Annotated in this window: 18 protein-coding genes; 7 read left to right on the forward strand and 11 right to left on the reverse strand. The window is 73.5% G+C overall.

Annotated elements, in window-relative coordinates; translation table 11 throughout:
* From F8568_RS24515 to F8568_RS24530, 4 genes are all read left to right on the forward strand, one after another.
* Positions 1 to 467 (forward strand): ABC transporter ATP-binding protein C-terminal domain-containing protein (locus F8568_RS24515; protein ID WP_151596037.1); only part of this gene is annotated, 467 nt, incomplete at its 5' end.
* A 16-nt stretch (positions 468 to 483) separates the two neighbouring features.
* Entirely contained in the window at positions 484 to 1371 is an 888-nt protein-coding gene (locus tag F8568_RS24520; protein ID WP_151596038.1) for a branched-chain amino acid ABC transporter permease, read from the forward strand.
* Between the two features lie 47 nt (positions 1372 to 1418).
* The gene (locus F8568_RS24525; RefSeq protein WP_202125295.1) at positions 1419 to 2558 is read left to right on the forward strand and encodes a branched-chain amino acid ABC transporter permease; all 1140 of its coding nucleotides are present in this window, start codon (positions 1419 to 1421) and stop codon (positions 2556 to 2558) included.
* Positions 2555 to 3829 carry an ABC transporter substrate-binding protein gene (locus tag F8568_RS24530; RefSeq protein ID WP_151596040.1) on the forward strand — a complete coding sequence of 425 codons (1275 nt, stop codon included), beginning with the start codon at positions 2555 to 2557 and terminating at the stop codon, positions 3827 to 3829. The genes F8568_RS24525 and F8568_RS24530 overlap by 4 nt, the downstream gene beginning before the upstream one ends.
* Before the next feature lie 46 nt (positions 3830 to 3875).
* On the opposite strand, the gene F8568_RS24535 is transcribed toward F8568_RS24530, so the two are convergent.
* Positions 3876 to 4646 (reverse strand): enoyl-CoA hydratase, encoded by a 771-nt coding sequence (locus tag F8568_RS24535; protein WP_151596041.1) that lies wholly within the window; start codon positions 4644 to 4646, stop codon positions 3876 to 3878.
* A gap of 50 nt (positions 4647 to 4696) precedes the next feature.
* Between F8568_RS24535 and F8568_RS48525 the strand changes: the two genes are divergently transcribed.
* Together F8568_RS48525 and F8568_RS24545 are read left to right on the forward strand one after the other, a co-directional pair.
* Positions 4697 to 4918: a hypothetical protein gene (locus F8568_RS48525; RefSeq protein WP_151596042.1), complete on the forward strand. Its 222-nt coding sequence runs from the start codon at positions 4697 to 4699 to the stop codon at positions 4916 to 4918.
* 4 nt (positions 4919 to 4922) lie between these two features.
* Complete coding sequence (locus F8568_RS24545; protein WP_151596043.1) at positions 4923 to 6365, forward strand: amidase; 1443 nt, start codon at positions 4923 to 4925, stop codon at positions 6363 to 6365.
* Here F8568_RS24545 and F8568_RS24550 read toward each other — a convergent pair.
* The 9 genes from F8568_RS24550 to F8568_RS24590 all read right to left on the reverse strand — a co-directional run bounded on the left by F8568_RS24550 (position 6320) and on the right by F8568_RS24590 (position 15181).
* Positions 6320 to 7072, reverse strand: coding sequence for a FadR/GntR family transcriptional regulator (locus F8568_RS24550; RefSeq protein WP_151596044.1), 753 nt, complete (start codon positions 7070 to 7072; stop codon positions 6320 to 6322). The genes F8568_RS24545 and F8568_RS24550 overlap by 46 nt on opposite strands.
* Positions 7073 to 7116: 44 nt before the next feature.
* A complete protein-coding gene (locus tag F8568_RS24555; protein WP_151596045.1) occupies positions 7117 to 7890 on the reverse strand; it encodes a FadR/GntR family transcriptional regulator in 774 nt (257 codons plus the stop codon).
* A 76-nt stretch (positions 7891 to 7966) separates the two neighbouring features.
* Entirely contained in the window at positions 7967 to 9175 is a 1209-nt protein-coding gene (locus F8568_RS24560; protein ID WP_151596046.1) for a CaiB/BaiF CoA transferase family protein, read from the reverse strand.
* A gap of 49 nt (positions 9176 to 9224) precedes the next feature.
* Entirely contained in the window at positions 9225 to 10367 is a 1143-nt protein-coding gene (locus F8568_RS24565) for an acyl-CoA dehydrogenase family protein (RefSeq protein WP_151596047.1), read from the reverse strand.
* Complete coding sequence (locus F8568_RS24570; RefSeq protein WP_151596048.1) at positions 10354 to 11421, reverse strand: amidohydrolase family protein; 1068 nt, start codon at positions 11419 to 11421, stop codon at positions 10354 to 10356. The genes F8568_RS24565 and F8568_RS24570 overlap by 14 nt, the downstream gene beginning before the upstream one ends.
* Complete coding sequence (locus F8568_RS24575; protein WP_151596049.1) at positions 11400 to 12236, reverse strand: VOC family protein; 837 nt, start codon at positions 12234 to 12236, stop codon at positions 11400 to 11402. The genes F8568_RS24570 and F8568_RS24575 overlap by 22 nt, the downstream gene beginning before the upstream one ends.
* A 28-nt stretch (positions 12237 to 12264) precedes the next feature.
* Positions 12265 to 13038: an SDR family oxidoreductase gene (locus F8568_RS24580; protein WP_151596050.1), complete on the reverse strand. Its 774-nt coding sequence runs from the start codon at positions 13036 to 13038 to the stop codon at positions 12265 to 12267.
* Position 13039: 1 nt separating this feature from the next.
* Positions 13040 to 13903 carry an alpha/beta fold hydrolase gene (locus tag F8568_RS24585; protein WP_151596051.1) on the reverse strand — a complete coding sequence of 288 codons (864 nt, stop codon included), beginning with the start codon at positions 13901 to 13903 and terminating at the stop codon, positions 13040 to 13042.
* 69 nt (positions 13904 to 13972) lie between these two features.
* Positions 13973 to 15181 carry a CaiB/BaiF CoA transferase family protein gene (locus tag F8568_RS24590; RefSeq protein ID WP_151596052.1) on the reverse strand — a complete coding sequence of 403 codons (1209 nt, stop codon included), beginning with the start codon at positions 15179 to 15181 and terminating at the stop codon, positions 13973 to 13975.
* A 93-nt stretch (positions 15182 to 15274) separates the two neighbouring features.
* Here F8568_RS24590 and F8568_RS24595 point away from each other — a divergent pair, with 93 nt between their 5' ends.
* Positions 15275 to 16228 carry a zinc-binding dehydrogenase gene (locus F8568_RS24595; protein WP_160573741.1) on the forward strand — a complete coding sequence of 318 codons (954 nt, stop codon included), beginning with the start codon at positions 15275 to 15277 and terminating at the stop codon, positions 16226 to 16228.
* 31 nt (positions 16229 to 16259) lie between these two features.
* Here F8568_RS24595 and F8568_RS24600 read toward each other — a convergent pair whose 3' ends face one another.
* Positions 16260 to 17489 (reverse strand): CaiB/BaiF CoA transferase family protein, encoded by a 1230-nt coding sequence (locus tag F8568_RS24600; protein WP_160573742.1) that lies wholly within the window; start codon positions 17487 to 17489, stop codon positions 16260 to 16262.
* Between the last annotated feature and the right edge of the window lie 83 nt (positions 17490 to 17572).

Consider the following 17572-nt stretch of genomic DNA (forward strand, 5'->3'; position numbering starts at 1 on the left):
GGGGGGGGCGCCCGGCCCCCCGGGCCGAGGAGCGCGCGGCGCGCGAGCGCTGCGCGGAGATGGCCGAGCTGGTCGGGCTCGGGCCGCTGCTGCACCGGCCGTGCGGGCCGCTGCCGTACGGCACCCGCAAGCGCGTCGAGATCGCGCGTGCGCTCGCGGGCGACGTCCGGCTGCTGCTCCTGGACGAGCCGGTGGCGGGCATGACGGCCGGTGAGATCGACGCCATGGCGGAGCTGATCCGGACCGTGCACGCGTCGCTGGGCCTGACGGTCCTGCTGATCGAGCACGACGTGCGCTTCGTGCTGGGCCTCGCCGACGCGGTCACCGTCCTGGACTTCGGCGAGGTGATCGCGCGGGGCGCCCCGGACGAGATCCGCGCGGATCCCGCGGTCATCGCCGCCTACCTCGGCGAGGACGACCCGTCCGGCGCCGCGGCCCCGAACGTCCCGAGCACCGAGACCGCCTGAGGCGGAAGGGCATCCCATGCATCTTGTGAACCTCCTGGTCGACGGGTTGTCGCTGGGACTCGTCTACGCGCTGATCTCGATCGGCTTCGTCGTCATCTTCCGGGGCACGAAGACCGCGAACTTCGCGCACGGATCGATGCTCGTGCTCGGCACGTTCGTCATCGCGAGCCTGCACTCCAAGCTCGGCTTCGGCGGCGCCGTGGCCGCCGGAATCCTGGTGTCGGCGGTGTTCGGCCTGCTGGTCAACCGGATCACGATGGTGCCGACGCGGGACGCCGGCACCGACGTGCGCGGCATCATCACGATCGGGCTCAACGTGATCCTCACCGCCGAGCTGACCCGCCGGCTCGGCGCCAACATCATGTCGTCCGGCGCCCCGTGGGGAGACGCGACGCTCAGCGCGGGCGGGCTGCGGCTGCCGGTGTCGCGGCTGTGCGCGCTGCTCGTCTCGGTGCTGATCATCGGCGGGTTCATGCTGGTCAACCGCTACACGATGATGGGCCTGTCGGCGCGGGCGACCGCCGAGGACCCGGAGATCGCGAGCATGGTCGGGGCCCGGCTGCGCCGGGTGTCGGACTCGGCGTGGATCCTCGGCGGCGTGTTCGCGGCGGTCGCCGGGCTGTTCCTCACCACCTACCCGAGCGCGGGCCTGGTCGTCGGGACGAGCGAGATCGCGATCCTGGCGTTCCCCGCCGCGGTGATCGGCGGCCTGGACTCGGTCGGCGGCGCCGTGGCGGGCGGCCTGCTCGTCGGGCTGTCGCAGTCCCTGGTGTCGGGGTACCACGACCGGCTCGGCTTTCTCGGGAACGGCTTCGACACCGTGGCGCCCTGGGTCCTGATGGTCGTGATCCTGCTGTGGCGGCCGCACGGGCTGTTCGGCAAACGCCCGCTCTACCGCATATGAGCCCGGACGCCGCTTCCCCCCTGCCCCATCCAACGGAGGAGGACTCCGTGCACACCACCCCGTGGGCCCGGCTCTCCGGTCATCGCGCCACCGGTGCCGCGGCCCTGACCGTCCTGGCCGTCGTCCTGCTCGCCGCGCCGCTCGTCCTCCCGGACTTCTGGCAGCAGCTCATCCTGTTCTCCGGTGCCGCCGCGGTGGGCGCCATCGGGCTGAACCTGCTGGTGGGCGTCAACGGCCAGCTGTCGCTGGCGCACGGCTTCTTCCTGGCCGTCGGCGCCTACGGGTACGCCTACCTCGGGCCCGGCACCGGTGACGCCGGAACGGGCAGCGTCGGGCTGCCGACTCCGGTCGCCGCGCTGCTCGCGGTGGCCGCGGCGGGCGTCGCGGGCCTGCTGTTCAGCCCGGTCGCCGCGCGGGTGCGCGGCATCTACCTGGGCCTGGCGTCGCTGGCGCTGATCATCGTCTGCAAGCAGGTGCTCGCCGGCGCGCGAACGCTCACCGGCGGGGCCTACGGGCGGGACATCCCCGAGTTCGACCTCCTCGGCTTCCACTTCGGCGACCAGAGCCCCTACCTGTACGTCCTGGGCAAGCCGTTCGGCGCGTTCGACCGGCTCTGGTACCTCGTCATGGTCGTCCTGGTGCTGGCGTACGTCTTCATGCGCAACGTGCTGCGCAGCCGGGTGGGCCGCGGGCTGCGGACGATCCGCGACAGCGAGGCGGCGGCCGCCGCGGCGGGCGTCCACGTCCAGCGGTACAAGTCGCTGGCGTTCACCCTGTCCTCGGTCTACGCCGGCATCGCGGGCGTCCTGCTCGGGCTGCTCTTCCAGCACGTCGTGCCCGAGTACTTCAGCCTGACGCTGTCCGTCCAGTACCTCGCGATGATCGTCATCGGCGGGATGGGCTCCGCCCGGGGCGCGGTGGCGGGCGCGTTCGTCGTCACCGGGATCCCGCTGCTGCTCGCCGAGTACTCCGAGCACATCCCGTTCACCTCCACGGCGGGCGACGGCGGGCTCGACACCGGCGTGCTGTCGCAGTTCGTGTTCGGCGCCCTGATCATCGTCATCCTCATCGCCGGGGCGCGCCGCCCCGGCCCGCTCCTGCGTTCGCGCCGCGCGAAGAGCGGCGACCCGGCCGCCTCCGCGGTCCCCACCCCGGCCTCCGGGCCCACCGAAAGGATCCGAGCATGAGACACCTGCGCGCGGGCGGACCGGCGAAAGCCGCCGTCCTGACCGCTCTCGCCGTGGCCGCGGCGGCGGCTTGCAGCACCAGCCCGCCGGGAGGAGACCAGGGCGGGACCGGACCGGGCGTCACCGCGAAGACGATCAAGCTTGGGTATCTGACCGACCTGTCGGGGGCGATCTCCGGCCAGGGCCGGGTCGACCTGGCCGGCAGCCGGATGTACCTGGACCGGCTGAACTCCTCCGGCGGCGTCTGCGGGCGCAAGATCGAGCTGACCGTCGAGGATCACGGCTACGACGTCCAGAAGGCCATCAGCCTGTACCGCAAGACCACCCCGAACGTGCTGGGCTACCTGTCGCTGCTGGGCTCGCCGCAGTTCGAGGCGCTGAAGAGCAAGATCCAGAGCGATCACGCGGTGACGGGTGTGCTGGGCTGGGACTCCAACTCGCTGACCTCGCCCGACGTGCTCGTCTACGGGACGCCCTACGATCTCGAGACGATCAGCGGGATCGGCTACCTGGTGGACCAGAAGATCCTGCGCAAGGGCGACACCCTCGGCCACATCTACTGGCAGGGCAGCTACGGGGAGAACGCGCTGCGCGGAGCGAAATTCGCGGCGTCGAAGTTCGGGCTGAAGCTGGTGCCGGTACAGGTCGACCCGGCGGAGTCGGACCTGACCCGCCAGGTCCGCGGCCTGCAGTCGCAGAAGGTGAAGGCCATCATGCTGAGCACGCTGCCGACGCAGGCGGCCTCGGTGGCCTCGGTGACGTCGTCGAGCGGCTGGCGGGTGCCGATCCTCGGCAACAGCGCGGCCTTCCTGCCCCAGCTGCTGAAGACACCGGCGGCCGATGCCCTGCAGAAGCAGTTCTACCTGGCCAGCTCCCGCCTGCCGTTCGGGGCGGACAACCCGGTCGCCAAGGACATCCAGCAGCAGTTCGACAAGGCCAGGCCGCAGGGGATCAAGTCCGGCGAGGACGGCATCAACGTCGGCTGGGCGGCCGCGCAGGTCTACACCGAGGTCCTCAAGAAGGCGTGCGCGTCGGGCGACCTGACGCGGGCGAACGTGGAGAAGGCGCTGCGGGCCTCCTCGGCGGTCGACACCGGCGGGCTCCTGCCGACCCTCGACTACAGCCAGGTCGGCGCCCCGCCGTCCCGGTCGGTGTACATCTCACGGCCGGACGCGAAGCAGCCCGGCGGGCTGAGGCTGCTCACCAAGGACCTGTACACCGCGAAGGCGGCCGCCGAGTACCGCACGCCCGGCCAGGCCGACGGCGGCTGACCGCGCCCGGCGCCTGTACCCTGGTCCGCCGCGGCGCGGACCGGGGTCAGGCGCCGGTCCAGCGGGGCTTCTCCTTGCGGACGAACGCCTCGGCGCCGGCGCGGAAGTCGGCGCTGCCGTAGACGCGGGCGATGATGTCGGTGCCGTCCGGCACGTTCTGCCGGAGCAGCCTCCGCTGCGTCGTCTTGGCGGCCCACATCGTCAGCGGGGCATGCGAGCGGAGCCCGTCGACGAGCCGGTCCACCTCCGCCTCCAGCTCGCCGTCGCCGGCGAGGCGCTGCACGAACCCGATGGCCTCGGCCTCGCGCCCGGTGAACAGGCGCGCGTTCAACAGCATGTCCGAGCAGCGGCCGGGACCGAAGTGGTGCAGGAGCAGCGTATGCGTGTCAGGCGAGAGGCAGTTGCCGAGCGTGCGGGCGATCGGTGCCCCGAAGCGCGCCGACGGGGTGGCCGCCCGCAGGTCGCAGGCGGCGGCGAGGGCCAGCCCGCCGCCCAGGCAGTAGCCGCGGACGACGGCGAGCGTCGGCACCCGGACGTCCTGCAGCCGGTGCAGGACGCGGGTCACGGCGGCCTCGTAGGCGACGCCGTCGTCCGCGCCGGTGAAGCCGGTGAACCAGGTGATGTCGGTTCCGCTGACGAACGCGTCCGTCCCGGCGCCGCGCAGCACCAGGACGCGGACCGCCTCGTCGCCGTCGGCGCGCTCGCACGCCTCGTGGACGGCCTCGTACATGGCCGGCGTCATCGCGTTGCGGCTGGACGGGCGGTCGAAGGTCAGCGTCAGCACACCGGCTTCCAGCCGGGTCAGCGTGTCGGACATCGGAGCCTCTCTCGCTGGATATCAAAGGATCAACCAATAACAGGAGTATCATGACCGACTCGCACATCGCAGGCGGACGTGCCAGGGCGGCCGCATCCGCCGATGAGGACCTCGCGGCCCTGCTGCGCGCCGCGGGGATCGACCACCCTCCCGGCGATCCGAAGCCGGCGGCCGAGGCGCGCGCCATGTTCCGTCGCTGCGCCGAGCGGCTGGCACGGCTCGATCTCGGCGACACCCCGCCCGCCACGGTCTTCGCCCCCTGGCAGCGGTGACGGGGTGGAGCCGTTCGAGCTGGCATTGGCCGAGGCCGCGGCCTCCATCGCCGCCCGGGAACTGTCACCGGTGGAGCTGCTCGAGTCCGTCCTCGCCCGCGTCGCGGCGGTCGACGGATCAGTCGGCGCCTTCGTCGAGCTGATGGAGGACCGGGCCCGCGCCGCGGCACGGCAGGCGCAGGAGGAGATCGTCCGGGCGGGACCCCGCGGGCCTCTCCACGGCGTTCCGGTCACCCTGAAGGACCTCTACGACATCGCTGGGCTGCGCACGGGCGCCGGATCCCGGGCCCGGGACGGGCATGTCGCCACCGCCGATGCCGCCGTGACCGAGCGGCTCACCCGCGCGGGAGCCGTCCTCTTCGGCAGGGTGCGCACGCACGAGTTCGCGCTCGGCTCGACCACTCCGGGCACCCGCAACCCCTGGACGCTGCGGCATGTTCCGGGCGGCTCCAGCGGCGGTTCCGCCGCGGCCGTCGCGGCCCGCATGGGCCCGGTGAGCATGGGGACCGACACCGGCGGCTCGATCCGCGGACCCGCCGCGCACTGCGGGGTCAGCGGCCTGAAGCCGACCTACGGGCGGGTCTCCACGCGCGGCGTCGTCCCGCTCGCCTGGTCGCAGGACCACGCGGGGCCGATCGCACGGACCGCCGAGGACGTCGCCCTGGTGATGAACGCCGTGGCCGGGCCCGACCCGCACGACCCGGCCTGCGCGGACGCGGCGGCGCCCGACTTCACCGCGCGGCTGCACCGCGGGGCCGCCGGGCTCACGCTGGGCGTACCGTCCGCGTTCTTCTTCGACGACTGCCACCCCGACGTGGAGGCGCGCGTCCGCGAGGCGATCGCGGCGCTGCGGGACGCCGGCGCACGCGTCCGCGAGGTCGTCCCGCCGATGGCCGAGGCCATCTTCGCCGCGCACATGACGATCCTGGCGGCCGAGGCGGCCGCCTTCCACGGAGACCGCCCGCACCGGCCCGGCAGCGGCTACGGCGAGGGCCTGACGGCGACGCTCGCGGCGGCGCGGCTCATCCCGGCCACCGACTACGTCACGGCGCAGCGGCTGCGCACCGAGGTCGTCCGGCGGTGGCGCGGCTTGTTCGGCCAGGTGGACCTCCTGGTCGCGCCGGCGGTGGCCGCACCGGCGGCCCGATACGGGGAGAACACCGTGCGCTTTCCGGACGGCCGCACCGAGCCCGTGCTGACGGCGAACGCCCGGCTGAACTTCCCGGCCGACTTCACCGGGTTCCCTTCGCTGTCGGTCCCGTGCGGGTTCACCCGGGAACGGCTGCCGGTCGGCCTGCAGATCATCGGCCCTCCGTTCAGCGAGCCGGAGGTGCTGCGGCTCGGGCACGCCTACCAGCAGGTCACCGACTGGGCCCGGCGTGCGCCGGACCTCACGGCGGCCTACAACGCGGAGGGGGCCGCGCCCGCCGTCCGCGAGCCGGGGTAGGACCCGCTGAGCCACAGCTTGTGGAGCCGCTTGAGGTAGCGCTCCATCTCCAGGACGGCGCCGTCGGCGTCGCGCTGCCGGAACCTGGCCAGCAGCCTGCGGCGCGACCGCAGCATGAAGTCGCCCTGCGTCGGGCCGACGCTGAGGACGATCTCGCGCATCATCTCCATCAGCGACCGCATCATGATGGCGATCAGCGGGTTCCCGGTGGCGTCGGCGAGCAGGTTGTGGAACTCCAGATGGACGAGCGCCTTGCGCTCCCAGTCCTGCTCGTCGGTGAGCTTGGCCGCCACCTTGACGTTGTCCTCCAGGGCGGCGAGCTGCTCCTCGGTCATCCGCTCGCAGGCGACCCGCACGACGATCGACTCGACCCACAGGCGGGCCTCGGTGGCGTCGGCCAGCGAGAAGTCGGTCAGCGAGAGCGTGTCGGACAGGCTGCGCGCCACCACGGAGAAGTCGGCGCGGGAGATGAAGGCGCCGCCGGTCGCGCCCTTCTTCAGGGTGATGAGCCCGGAGATCTCCAGCATGCGCAGCGCCTCGCGGACGGTGTTGCGGCTCACCGCGAACTGCTCGGCGAGCACCCGCTCGGACGGCAGCCGGTCACCGGGCTTCAGCTCACCGCGCTGCAGCAGGTCGCGGATCTGCGCGATGATCTCGTCGAAGGCGCGGCGCGGCTTGGCCGGCCGGAAGATCGGCTCTGCGGGCACGTCGGTGGCTCCCTCACTGGTGGGCGGGCTCAGCGGCGGGCGGCTCAGTCCGCCGCACCGTCCCGCTCGCCGGACGGCTCCGGCTCGGCCGGCGAGCCGTCGAGCCAGAGCGCGTGCAGGCGGTCGAGGTAGTGCTCGATCTCGGCGGCGGCGCCGTCGGCGTCGCGGGCGGCCAGGTGCTTGAGCAGCCGGCGCCGCGAGCGCAGCGTGAAGTCGTCCTGCCGCGGTCCGACGTTCCGGATGACCTCGCGCAGCACGCCCAGCAGCGAGTCCATGATGATGACGAGGACGGGGTTGCCGGTGGCCCGGGCGAGCAGCCGCTGGAACTCCAGGTTGACCTCGGCCTTGCGCTCCCATTCGCCGGCCTCGACGAGCTTGGCGGCCTCCGCGACGTTGGCCTCCAGCTCCGCCAGGTTCTCGTCGGTGATCGTCTCGCAGGCGGCGACGGCCACCACGGTCGAGATGCGGCGGGTCGCGTCGGTGACGTCGGCGAGCGAGAAGTCGGTGAGCCGCAGCGCGTCGGTGAGGCTGCTGGTCACCACCGAGCTGTCGGCGCGGGAGATGAACGCCCCGCCGGTGGCGCCGCGCTTGAGCAGCACCAGGCCCGAGATCTCCAGCATGCGCAGCGCCTCGCGGACGGTGTTGCGGCTCACCGCGAACTGCTCGGCGAGCACCCGCTCCGACGGCAGCCGGTCACCGGGCTTGAGCTCGCCGTTCTCGATCAGTGCGCGGATCTGGCCGATGATCTCGTCGAAGGCCCGGCGCGGGCGCGCGGGGCGGAACAGCGACGTGGCGGGGGGCGTGTCGCCCTGGGGCATGGTCGGCTCCTGAGGGCCGCCGGCCGGCGGCGCGAGGTTCAATGGTCGTTCCAATGCTACTGCCGGCGCACGGCGCTCAGGAGCCGATCGCGGGTTCCACCGCGGCGCCGTCCGCGACCAGCTCGTCGATCCGGGAGCCGGAGTAGCCGGCGACCCGGGCGAGCAGGTCGCGGGTGTCGGCGCCGAGCCCGGGGACGGCCAGCGGCGGCGTCTTCCGGCCGGATCCGGACGCCGGCCCGGCGGCGCGGAAGGGCGCCGCCGTGACCAGGTACTCCCCCGCCGCGTCGACGGCGGCGCGGAACGTCCCCCGCTCGCGCAGGCCGGGGTCGGCGAGGTTGTCGGCGACGGTCCGGTAGCGGGCGCAGGGCACCCCGGCGGCCGCCATCTCGCGCTCGGCCTCCTCGCAGGTGCGGGACGCCGCCCAGGCGTCGATCACCTCGCTGAGCGGGCCCCAGTTCCGTTCGCGCTCGCCGACCTCGGCGAACCGCGGGTCGGTGAGCAGGTCGGAGCGGCCGATCGCCGCGGCGAACGCCGCGAAGATCTTCTCCGAGATGGGCGCGACGACGACGTGCCCGTCCAGCGTCGCCGACGGCCGGTACAGCGGGCGCGGCGAGACCAGCTCCGGCCACTGCGCCGCCTGGGTCTCGTAGACGAGCAGGGAGAGCATCCCGTCCAGCAGCGGCACGTCGACGTGCGAACCGCGGCCGGTCGTGTCGCGTCCGCGCAGCGCCGCGAGCAGCGCGCCGAAGGCGAGGGCCCCGCCGAGCACGTCCGCGACGAACAGGCCGGTGGTGAGCGGTCCGTCCAGGCCGCGCTGGTGGCTCAGCATCGCGAGGTCGTAGCCGGAGTCCGCGCCGATGATCGGGGCGTACGCCGGCCGTGCGCTGCGCGGCCCGGTCTGGCCGTATCCGGAGATCGAGACGTACACCAGCCGCGGGTTCAGCCGCGCGCACTCCCGGTACCCGAGCCCGAGCCGGTCCATCACGCCCGGGCGCCCGCTCTCCACCAGCGCGTCGGCCCGGGCGACCAGGTCCCGCGCGGCCGCCGCTCCCCCGGCGGTGCGCAGGTCGAGCGCGATGCTGCGCTTGCCGGCGTTGAGGTGGCCGAAGTAGGCGCTGTGCCCGTCCCGCAGCGGTCGGCGGCGGCGGATGTGGTCGCCGCCCGGGGGCTCGATCTTCCACACCTCGGCGCCGCAGTCGGCCAGCAGCCGGGTGCAGTAGGGCCCGGCCATCATGCCGGTGAAGTCGGCGACCTTGAGCCCGGTCAGGCTCTGCTCCGGTGTCATGTGGGCTCCTCCGTGATGTGGCCGTGCCGCCCGCCGCGGGACGGGGGGATCAGCGCAGTACCTCGCGGGCGACGACGTTGCGCTGGATCTCGCTGGTGCCCTCGTAGATGGAGACGAGCCTGGCGTCGCGCACGTAGCGCTCGACGGGGTGGTCCTTCATGTAGCCGTGGCCGCCGAGGACCTGGAGCGCGGTGTTGGTGACCGTGAGCGCCGTCTCGCCCGCGAACAGCTTGGCCATCGAGGACAGCCGGGCGCGGTCGGACGCGGACGCGCCGGTGTCGTAGGCGGTGGCGCAGTCCCACACCAGCGCGCGGGCCGCCTGGATCTGCGTCGCCATCTCGGCGAACTTCCAGCGCATGCCCTGGTAGTCGAGGATGGGCCGGCCCCCTTGCTGGCGCTGCTTGGCGTAGCCGAGGGCGTACTCGTAGGCGGCGCGGGCGCCGCCTACGCCGAGGCCGGCGACGGTCGGGCGGTTCTGGTGCAGCGCCTCCATGGCGGCCCGGAACCCCCGGCCCTCCTCGCCGATCATGTTCTCGGCGGGCACCCGCAGGTCCTCGAGGAGGATCTCGTTGTTGGGGACGCCGTGCTGGCCCATCTTGTCGTTGTGCCGGTCCACGATCCAGCCCGGCGACCCGGTCTCGACGAGGAACGCGCTGATGCCCCGGGAGCGGGGCTCGTCGTTGGTGCGGGCGAACACGACGGCCAGGTCGGCGACGCTGCCCCAGGTGATGAACGACTTGCGGCCGTTGAGCACCCAGGACGAGCCGTCCTTGCGCGCCCTCGTCTGCATCAGCGCGGGATCGGATCCGGCCTCCGGCTCGGTGATGGCGATGCAGGTGAGCTTCGTCCCCTCGGCGAGCTGCGGCAGGATCCGCCGCTTCAGCTCCGCGGTGCCGGAGTCCATCAGGGCGCGCACGACGATGCTGTTCTGCCCGGCGAGCTGCGCGAGCGCCATGGAGCCGGCCGCCGCGACCTCCTCCCGCGCGATGCAGTGCGACAGCAGGTCGGCGCCCGGCCCGCCGTACTCCTCCGGGACGGCCAGCTGGACAAGCCCCATCTCGGCGAAGACCTCGACGAGGTGCTTGGGGAACTCGTCGGTGCGGTCGAGCTCGTCGGCGATCGGCGCGACGTGGTCGGCGGCCATCCGGGCGACGGCGTCGCGGAACGCCTTGTGGTCGTCATCGAGGAACATCGGTCAGTCCTTCTCTCTCCAGGGGCGGTTCGCCGGTCAGGAAGCACCGGGCGTTGCGGGCGAGCGCCGCCGGCCAGCCGGCGTCGTGGCCGGGCAGCGCGCCGTCGCGCACCGCCCGTCCCACGGCCGCGCCGGGCGGGCGCTCGGCGGAGGCGAACGGGTAGTCGGTGCCGAGCACCAGCCGCCCGGGGCCGAAGACGCGGGCGGCCAGGCCGAGCGCGTCCGGGTCGTAGGTGAGGGTGTCGGCCCACATCCGGCCGAGCAGTTCGCGCGGGGACGCCGCGGCCAGGGCGTCCGGGCGGGGAAGCCGCTCCCAGCCCTGCTGCCAGCGCCCCGCGAGCATGGCGGTGCAACCGCCGCCGTGCGCGAGGCAGACGCGCAGCCGCGGATGCCGGACGAGCACTCCGCCGTGCACGAGGGACCCGGCGGCGAGCGTCGTCTCGACGGGCCGCGCCAACCCGAAGGCCAGGCCGTTGTGGGCGGTGCGGTCGGGGGCCAGCGGGCTCGCGGGATGGACGAAGACCGCCGCGCCGAGTTCCTCGGCGGCGGCGAAGAACGGTGCGAGCCGCGGATCGTGCAGCGGTGTCCCCGCCGCGTGCGTGCCGATCTCCACCCCGGCCAGCCCGAGCGGCCCCATGACCCGCCTCAGTTCGGCGACGGCCCGGTCGGTGTCCTGCAGGGCGACCGTCCCCAGCCCGGTGAAGCGGTCCGGGTGGGCCGCGCAGAGGGCCGCGATCGCCTCGTTCTGTTCGCGCGCGAGCCGGTCGGTGACCGCCGGATCCGCCTCGTACAGGAAGGTGAACGGGACGGGCATCAGCACCTGCCCGCCGACGCCCGCCGCGTCCATCTCGGCCAGCCTGGCGCCGGCGTCCCAGCCGGGCGGGGTCAGGGTCCGCACCAGGGCCCCGTCCTGCAGGACGCGGCGCCGGTCCCCGTCCCGCTCGACGACCGGCCACCCGGCGCGCCGGGCGGCCTCCGACGGAGGGCCCGGGACGGCCTCGGGCAGGATGTGGGTGTGGACGTCGAGCATGCTCACCGCTTCGGGGGAAGCCACACGTTGGACGTCCACCGGCCGGCGGTCAGGGCGCGCGGGCGGTAGTCCGGGTCGGTGATGCGGGCGTGGTCGACGCAGCACTCCAGGGTGGTCGGCGCGGGCACCGCCTTGGCGTAGAACCCCATCGAGCCGGACGTGGGGTGCCGCAGCAGGTCCCGGTCCAGCTCCCCGCCGTTCTCCAGCAGGGACGCGCGGGCCCGCATCAGGTCGTCCAGGTCCGGCATCAGGAAGCAGACGTGGTCCAGGTGCGGTTCGCCGCGGCCGCCGCCGAGCACCAGGGCGTGGTGGTAGCCGATCCCGCCGCGCAGGAAGATCGTCCGGCCGATCACCCGGTCGGACTCGCGGAAGCCGAGGATCCGGGTGTAGAAGTCGAAGGACTCCTCCAGGTCGGTGACGGCGACGACCGCGTGCAGCAGCTCCTGCGGGCTGAACCAGCCGGCGGGCCTGTTCGGGACGTGGCCGAGCCCGGTGACGAGTTCGACCTCGTAGCCGGACGGGTCCCGGAAGCGGATCGCGGGACCGCTCCAGGCGCCCTCGTGCCGGGTGAAGGGGATCTTCTCGTCCTCGAGCCGCGCGGCGTAGCGCTGCAGGTCCCCGTACTCGCGCAGCTCGAACGCCATCCGGCGCAGTCCGGGGCGCTCCGCGCGGTGCAGCACGATCCAGTGGTGGTCCGTACCGCCGCGCAGGTGCACGGCGTCATCGGAGCGCTCGCTGACGGCGAGGCCGGCGATCCGCGTCCAGAAGTCCTCCGCCTCGCCGAGGTCGGTGACCTCCAGGGCGACGTAGCCGAGGCGCCAGGGGATGAGGTGGGTCATGGGTGTTCTCCTGATCTCGGTCGGGCGGTCAGAGCATCGCCGTGCCGCCGTTGACGCTGACGACCTGGCCGGTGACGAACCCGGCCTCCTCGGCGGCGAGGTAGGCGACGGCGGAGGCGACCTCCTCGACGGTCGCGAACCGGCCGATCGGGATGAGCGCGGCGGTCTTGCGGTAGCGCTCCACCGCGTCCGGCGGCCGCGACAGCACGGTCGGGGTGTCGGTGCCGGTGGGCGCGACGGTGTTGACCGTGATCCCGGCCTGCGCGAACTCCCGGGCGAGCCCGGTGGTCAGGCCGTGCACGCCGCCCTTGGCCGCGTTGTACATCGCGTGCTCGTACAGCCCGTTGCGGACGGAGTCGGCGCCGACGTTGACGATCCGCCCGTAGCCCGCCGCGACCATGTGGGGCAGCGCCGCGCGGCAGCAGTGCACGGTCGTCCACAGATTGCGGTCGACGGTCTCGCGCATCGTCTCGGGCGTGTGGTCCAGGAACGGCTTGATGATGCCGCCGCCCGCGTTGTTGACCAGGACGTCAAGGCGTCCGAACCGGTCGATCGCGGTCGCGACGACCTGTTCGGCGCCCTCGCTCGACGACAGGTCCGCCGCCACAGTGACCCAGTCCCCGGCGCCGTCGCCGACTTCCTTGGCGACGGTCTCGTCGAGCCCGTCCGCGCGGTCGGTCGCGACGATCCGCGCGCCCTCGGCGGCGAGCCGGCGGACGATGCCGGAGCCGATTCCGCCCGCCGCACCGGTCACGACCGCGACCCGGCCCTCGAAGCGGCGGTCGGGCACTCGTGCCGGCATGTCAGCGGCCGAGCATGAAGTCGAGGTGGACGCGGTTGAAGGTCGCGGCGTCCTCGAACTGGGGCCAGTGCCCGCAGTCCTCCATGACCACGAACCTGGAGTCGGGCAGCCAGCCGGCCACCTGCTCGCCGGCCTCGACCGGCGCCGTCGGGTCGTGGGTCGTCCAGAGCACGAGGGTGGGGTGCGGCAGCGACCGCCACTGCTCCTCGCTGATCACGTTCGTGCGCTGCGTCTCGGGATCGGTGTGCCGGGCGAGGATCGCGGGCATCGCCTTGGCGAACTCCGGCTGCCGGTAGATGGCGAGCCGCGTCTCCACGAGATCGTCGGTCACCTGGGACGGGTCGTGGACGAGGAACTCCAGCCGCTTGCGGACGCTCTCGCGGGTGGGATTCTCGACGGCGGCCATGGACAGCCGCGTCAGCCGCTGGACGACCTCCGGCGCCAGGTACAGCGCGGCGCCGGTGTTGAGGCAGAGCCGGTCGACCCGGTCGGGGTGGGTCAGCGCGAACCATGCGGCGATGCCCGCGCCCATGGACTCGCCGCTGAAGGACGCCTTCTCGATCCCCTCGGCGTCCAGGAACGCGCGCAGGTGCTCGACGTAGTCGAGGAACCCGTACGTCTGCTCGGGCTTGTCGCTGAACCCGTGGCCGACCATGTCGATCGAGTACGTGTGGAAGTGCTCCGCATGCGGTCCGATGTTGCGGGTGTACGCCTCGGCGTGCCCGCCCGTGCCGTGGATGAAGACGAGGGCGGGGGACGCGGGGTCGCCGGCCTCCAGCACCCGGGTGGCGACGCCGCCGGCGTTCACCCAGCGCTGGGCGAAGGCGACGCCGCGCAGATCCTGCCAGGGGCTCTCGTACCTCATGAAACCTCCTTTGGTTGGACCATTGTTATGTCCGAGCTTTTATGGTGTCAATGACGGGCGCCGCCGTTCTCACCCCGCGGCGCCCTCCGCCGCCCGATCGGCCTGCCGGACGATCCCCTCCGCGATGAGCGCGTCGATCTCGGCCTCGGTCAGCCCGGCCTCGCCGAGCACCTCGCAGGTGTGCTCGCCCAGCGCCGGCGGCGTGCGGCGGATGGGCGCGGGCGACCCGTCCAGCCAGAGCGGCCCGCGCATGAGCGGGCCCGAGCCGGTGTCGCGGACCATGCCGATCGCCTCGACCTGCGGATCGGCGAAGACGCCGTCCATCGCGTGGATCGGGCCGCACGGGATGCCGGCGGCGCGCAGGTCGGCGATCCACTCGTCCGCCCGCCGGGTCCCGAGCCGGCGTTCGAGCTCGCCGGTGAGCGCGTCGCGCGCCTCGACCCGGGCGGGCACGTCGGCGAACCGCGGGTCGTCCGCCAGCTCGGGCGCGCCGATCAGCTCGCACACCACGCGCCACTGCCGCTGCGAACCGACCGCGATGTTGACGGGGCGATCGGCCGTGCGGAACACCCCGTACGGGCTGATCACCGGATGGTGGTTGCCCTGCGGGCCGGGCACCTCGCCGAGCGTCAGGTAGCGCTGCGCCTGGAAGGTCATCACCGCGAGGGCGTTCTCCAGCAGCGAGGTCTGCACGTGCGCGCCGCCGCCCCGGGCCCGGCCCGCCACCGCGGCGGCGACGCCGAGCGCGCAGGCCATCCCGGACACGATGTCGATGATCGGGATGCCGACCCGCAGCGGACCGCCGCCGCCGGCGTCGCCGGTGACCGACATCAGCCCGGACATGCCCTGCGCGATCTGGTCCAGGCCGCCCGCGTCGCGGTCGGGCCCGACCGGGCCGTAGCCCGTCACCCCGGCGATCACCAGCTCGGGCCTGCGTGCGCGCAGCTCGTCCGGGTCCAGGCCGATCGCGGACAGCACCCCGGGCCGGAAGTTCTCCACGATCACGTCCGCGCGCTCGGCGAGCCGGGCCAGCAGCCGGCGCCCCTGCTCGGACCGGAAGGTCAGCGCGACGGACCGCTTGTTGCGGTTGGCGCTGTCGAAGTAGACGCTGCGGGGACCGTCGAAGGGACCCCACAGGCGGGAGGCGTCGCCGGCGGGCAGCGCCTCCACCTTGACCACGTCCGCGCCCAGGTCGCCGAGCAGGCTCGTGCAGTACGGCCCGGCCATCGCCCGCGTGAGATCCAGCACGCGCAGCCCGTCCAGGGGAAGCGGGGCCATCTCGACCTCCTTGGTCCTACCATTGAGATTTTCAATTCATACACCTAACCTGTGACCCACTTCAACGGCAGGAGGCGAACCGACATGCGGGCGATGGTGATCCGACCCCAGGACGACGCGCTGGAACTGCGCGACGTCCCGTCCCCCGTCCCGGACCGGGGCGAGCTGCTGGTCGCGGTGGCGGCGAGCGGCGTCAACCGCGCCGATCTGCTGCAGCGCCGCGGCGCCTACACCCAGATCGCGTTCCCCCAGCGCGAACCCCGCATCGCGGGCATGGAGGCGGCCGGCACCGTCATCGCGACGGGACCGGACGTCACCCGCTTCTCCCCCGGCGACCGCGTGATGGGGCTGTGCGCGGGCGGGTTCGCCGAACGGGTGGTCCTCGACGCGCGGCTCGCCCTGCCCGTCCCGGCCGAGCTGGACATGGTCGCGGCGGGCGCGCTGCCCCTCGGGCTGATGACCGAGTACGACGCGATGGCGGGCGCCGGGCGGCTCCGCCCCGGCGAGCGCGTCCTGATCACCGCGGGGTCGTCCGGTGTCGGGCTGATCGGCGTCCAGGTCGCGCGAGCGCTCGGCGCCGGACGGGTCATCGCGACCGTCCGGTCCGACGCCGGGCGGGAGGCGGTTCTGCGGCAGGGCGCGGACGAGGCCGTCGTGACCGGCGAGCGGTGGCCCGACACGCTTCCCGAGGCGGACCTGGTGATCGACCATGTCGGGGCGCCCGCGCTGGCCGGCGCGCTGGCCGCGCTCCCCCTGGGCGGGCGCCTCGTCAGCGTCGGCCGGCTCGGCGGGCGCACCGCCCAACTGGACATGAACGAGCTCGCCAGGAAGCGCCTCCTGCTCGCCGGTGTCACGTTCCGGACCCGGACCCGCGAGGAATGCGCCGCGATCGCCGCCGGTGCCGTCCGGGACCTGGGCGAGGCGGTGCGCGCGGGGACGGTCCGACCGGCCGTCGCCCGCACGTTCCCGCTGGCCGCGGCCCAGGAAGCGCAGGACCTGCCCCGCGACGCGCGGGGCCCCGGCAAGGTCGTCGTGATTCCCGGGTGAAAGCCGTGGCCCGATCACCGGAACCGAGGCGTCAGCCCGCCAGCACCGCCTCGATCCGTTGATCGTCGTATCGGGCGACGGCGCGCAGGACGCCGGCGGTGTCCGCCCCGAGCCCCGGGACGGCGGAGGGCATCGCCGTGCGGGGACGCGAGGCCGCGTCGAACGGGGGCGCGGTCACCTTGAACTCGCCCGCCGCGTCGGCGGCGGTGCGCATCGTGCCCCGGCTCACCGTCTGCGGATCGTCCAGGACCTCGGCGATCTCCCGGTAGCGGCCGGACGGCACGCCGGCGGCGAGCAGCCGCTCCTCGGCCTCGGCGGCGGTGTACCGGGCGGCCCACTCCTCGATCTCGTCGTAGAGCTCGTCCCAGTGCCGCTCGCGGTCGGCGATGGCCGCGAACCGGGGATCGGTGAGCAGGTCCGGACGGCGCATGGCGTCGGCCAGCGCCCGGAAGTTCCGCTCGGTGACCGGAGAGATCATCAGGAACGCGTCCTTGGCGCGGACCGGGCGGTACACGGTCTTCTTCCACGTGCCGGGTGCCTGCGCGGCCTGCGTCTCGAAGATGAGCATCGACATCATCGACTCCTGCAGCGAGACGTCGAGCGCGTCCCCGAGCCCTGTCCGCCCGCGGCCCGCGAGGCCGGTCAGGACCGCGGCGTAGGCGACCGTTCCGCCGAGGACGTCGGCGACGAAGATGCCGCAGCTCGCCGGGCGGACGGCGTCCTTCTGGTACTGGAACGCGGCCATGTCGTACCCGGACATCGCATGGACGATCTGCGCGAAGGCCGGCAGGTGCGCGCTCGGTCCGCGCGTGCCGTACCCGGAGACCGAGCAGTACACCAGCCGCTCGTCGCGCGCGCGGCAGGACTCCTCGTCCAGCCCGTACTTGGCCATCACGCCGGGCCGGAAGCTCTGCACGAGGACGTCGCATCCGGTGACGATGTCGTGCGCGGCGCGCAGCCCGGCCTCGGTCCGCAGGTCGAGCCGGACGCTGCGCTTGCCGACGTTGAGGTGGCCGAAGTAGGCGCTGTGCCCGTCGCGGAGCGGGGCCCGGGTCCGCATCGGGTCGCCCTCCGGGGGCTCGATCTTGATCACCTCGGCCCCCATGTCGGCGAGCATCCGGGTGCAGAGCGGGCCCGCCATCATGATCGAGAAGTCGGCCACCCGGATCCCGGCGAGGGGGCCGCCGCCGGCCCGCACGGCCGTCCCGCGCTCCGCGGGAACCGCCCCGCCCTCGTGCTTCGCCGCGTTCTCAGCACCCATCGAGCCTCCTCGTGTCATTTGTCGGACCATTGAGACATGCCCGTTTCGACCACGTCAAGGGCGCCCGGACGGCCCCGGCCGCC

The sequence above is a fragment of the Actinomadura physcomitrii genome (genome assembly GCF_008923205.2).
In the GTDB taxonomy this organism is placed as follows: Bacteria; Actinomycetota; Actinomycetes; order Streptosporangiales; family Streptosporangiaceae; genus Spirillospora; species Spirillospora physcomitrii.

Excerpts from the sequence above, each read along its gene's own strand:
- F8568_RS24565 (WP_151596047.1), bottom strand. The coding sequence starts at position 10,367 with ATGTTCCTCGATGACGACCACAAGGCGTTCCGCGACGCCGTCGCCCGG.
- F8568_RS24530 (WP_151596040.1), top strand. The coding sequence starts at position 2,555 with ATGAGACACCTGCGCGCGGGCGGACCGGCGAAAGCCGCCGTCCTGACC.
- F8568_RS24575 (WP_151596049.1), bottom strand. The coding sequence starts at position 12,236 with ATGACCCACCTCATCCCCTGGCGCCTCGGCTACGTCGCCCTGGAGGTC.
- F8568_RS24585 (WP_151596051.1), bottom strand. The coding sequence starts at position 13,903 with ATGAGGTACGAGAGCCCCTGGCAGGATCTGCGCGGCGTCGCCTTCGCC.
- F8568_RS24535 (WP_151596041.1), bottom strand. The coding sequence starts at position 4,646 with ATGTCCGACACGCTGACCCGGCTGGAAGCCGGTGTGCTGACGCTGACC.
- F8568_RS24590 (WP_151596052.1), bottom strand. The coding sequence starts at position 15,181 with ATGGCCCCGCTTCCCCTGGACGGGCTGCGCGTGCTGGATCTCACGCGG.
- F8568_RS24600 (WP_160573742.1), bottom strand. The coding sequence starts at position 17,489 with ATGGGTGCTGAGAACGCGGCGAAGCACGAGGGCGGGGCGGTTCCCGCG.
- F8568_RS24595 (WP_160573741.1), top strand. The coding sequence starts at position 15,275 with ATGGTGATCCGACCCCAGGACGACGCGCTGGAACTGCGCGACGTCCCG.
- F8568_RS24555 (WP_151596045.1), bottom strand. The coding sequence starts at position 7,890 with ATGCCCCAGGGCGACACGCCCCCCGCCACGTCGCTGTTCCGCCCCGCG.
- F8568_RS24580 (WP_151596050.1), bottom strand. The coding sequence starts at position 13,038 with ATGCCGGCACGAGTGCCCGACCGCCGCTTCGAGGGCCGGGTCGCGGTC.
- F8568_RS48525 (WP_151596042.1), top strand. The coding sequence starts at position 4,697 with ATGACCGACTCGCACATCGCAGGCGGACGTGCCAGGGCGGCCGCATCC.
- F8568_RS24560 (WP_151596046.1), bottom strand. The coding sequence starts at position 9,175 with ATGACACCGGAGCAGAGCCTGACCGGGCTCAAGGTCGCCGACTTCACC.
- F8568_RS24520 (WP_151596038.1), top strand. The coding sequence starts at position 484 with ATGCATCTTGTGAACCTCCTGGTCGACGGGTTGTCGCTGGGACTCGTC.